A 1,640-nucleotide genomic window follows, 5' to 3' on the forward strand; every position below is an offset into this window, starting at 1 on the left:
ACGGTAATAATGACTACCGCTTCGACGAAACCCTAATTCAGAGAGCTGTTTATATACATTGTTACTGATGTTTGCGTTGGGGTCAGCAAACATCGTGGTCGCTTTTGCGCCGGGTAGATAGCTACAGTCATGCTCTGGTGTGGCATAAAAAACCATAGTTTCGAGATGGCTCATTGGGTGCCTCAGCTTGCTAGTATTTGATCAAGAATATCTTCATCAAAGCGCCAAGATAACGCTTCCTTGTGTTTCATTCCGTGTTGTATTTTTTCCATAAATACATCTCGTGGGATGAGTTCTGCACCAAGAGAGAGTAGGTGTTCATTCTCCATTTGGCAATCAATCAAGGGGAAGTTCCAGTTTCTTGCTTGAGTGCACAATGCAGCAAAAGCAATTTTTGACGCATTACTCTTTAACGAAAACATAGACTCACCAAAAAATGTGCGGCCAAAACTTAACCCATAGAGTCCACCAACAAGTAGGTCATTCCACCACACTTCAATAGAGTGAGCGATGCCGCGTTCGGCTAGGTTTAGGTAGGCGTATTTCATTTCTTCGGTAATCCAGCCTCCAGAATGTTCTTCACCTCGAGCGCAATGATCGATCACTTCTTTGAAGCTTTGATCAAAGCTTACGCTGAAGCCGCCTTTTCTAATCGCTTTCTTAAGTGATCTGGATATGTGTACGTGATTAGGAAATATCACACAGCGTGGATCTGGGCTCCACCATAGGAGGGGTTGGTCATCGCTAGACCAAGGGAAAATACCGTTACGGTAAGCTTGTATTAGGCGCTCTTCGCTAAGATCGCCGCCAGCGGCTAGCAATCCATTTGGATCGTCTAAAGCTGAGTCGACGGAAGGGAAGTTATCCTGAGGGTTTAGCCAAGGTAGTAAGCTCATAACTTAGGCCGAATTATTCTTTAGTTCTAAAGTATAGATAAACAATTCGGCCTTTTAATAGTTTTAAACGGACCTAACTTACTCGAGATCGTCCAGATACTTTTCAGCATCAAGTGCTGCCATACAGCCGAAGCCAGCAGACGTAATAGCTTGACGATATACTTGGTCGGTCACATCGCCGGCAGCGAATACGCCAGGAATGCTCGTAGCTGTAACGCCGCCATTAAGGCCAGACTTAATAGTGAGGTAGCCATTGTCCATTTCAAGCTGACCGTCGAATAGATCTGTGTTTGGTTTGTGTCCAATCGCGATGAATACGCCGGTTAGATCGATTTCTTTGGTTTCGCCTGTTTCCGTTGACTTGATACGAACGCCGGTAACGCCAGCATCATCACCAAGAACTTCATCAAGAGTATGGTTCCATTCGAAACGAATATTGCCATTCTCAGCTTTGTCGCGAATCTTGTCTTGCAATATCTTTTCTGAGCGCAAGGTGTCACGACGGTGAATCAAAATTACTTCTTTCGCGATATTAGAAAGATAGAGAGCCTCTTCTACAGCTGTATTACCGCCACCAACAACACATACCGTTTGATTGCGATAGAAGAAACCATCACAGGTTGCACATGCACTGACACCACGGCCAGAAAATGCTTCTTCTGATTCGAGGCCAAGATATTGAGCAGATGCGCCTGTCGCAATAATCAATGCATCACAGGTGTATTCGCCTGAATCACCGCTAAG

Annotated in this window: 2 protein-coding genes and 1 pseudogene; all 3 read right to left on the bottom strand. The window is 44.9% G+C overall.

Annotated elements, in window-relative coordinates:
- Positions 1 to 174, bottom strand: a pseudogene (locus A3762_RS28635) (arginyltransferase); the annotation flags it as partial.
- An 8-nt stretch (positions 175 to 182) separates the two neighbouring features.
- Complete coding sequence (aat, locus tag A3762_RS22270; protein ID WP_068755697.1) at positions 183 to 896, bottom strand: leucyl/phenylalanyl-tRNA--protein transferase; 714 nt, start codon at positions 894 to 896, stop codon at positions 183 to 185.
- A gap of 78 nt (positions 897 to 974) precedes the next feature.
- Positions 975 to 1,640 (bottom strand): FAD-dependent oxidoreductase (locus tag A3762_RS22275; RefSeq protein ID WP_068757681.1); only part of this gene is annotated, 666 nt, incomplete at its 5' end.

The organism is Oleiphilus sp. HI0125 (assembly GCF_001635355.1).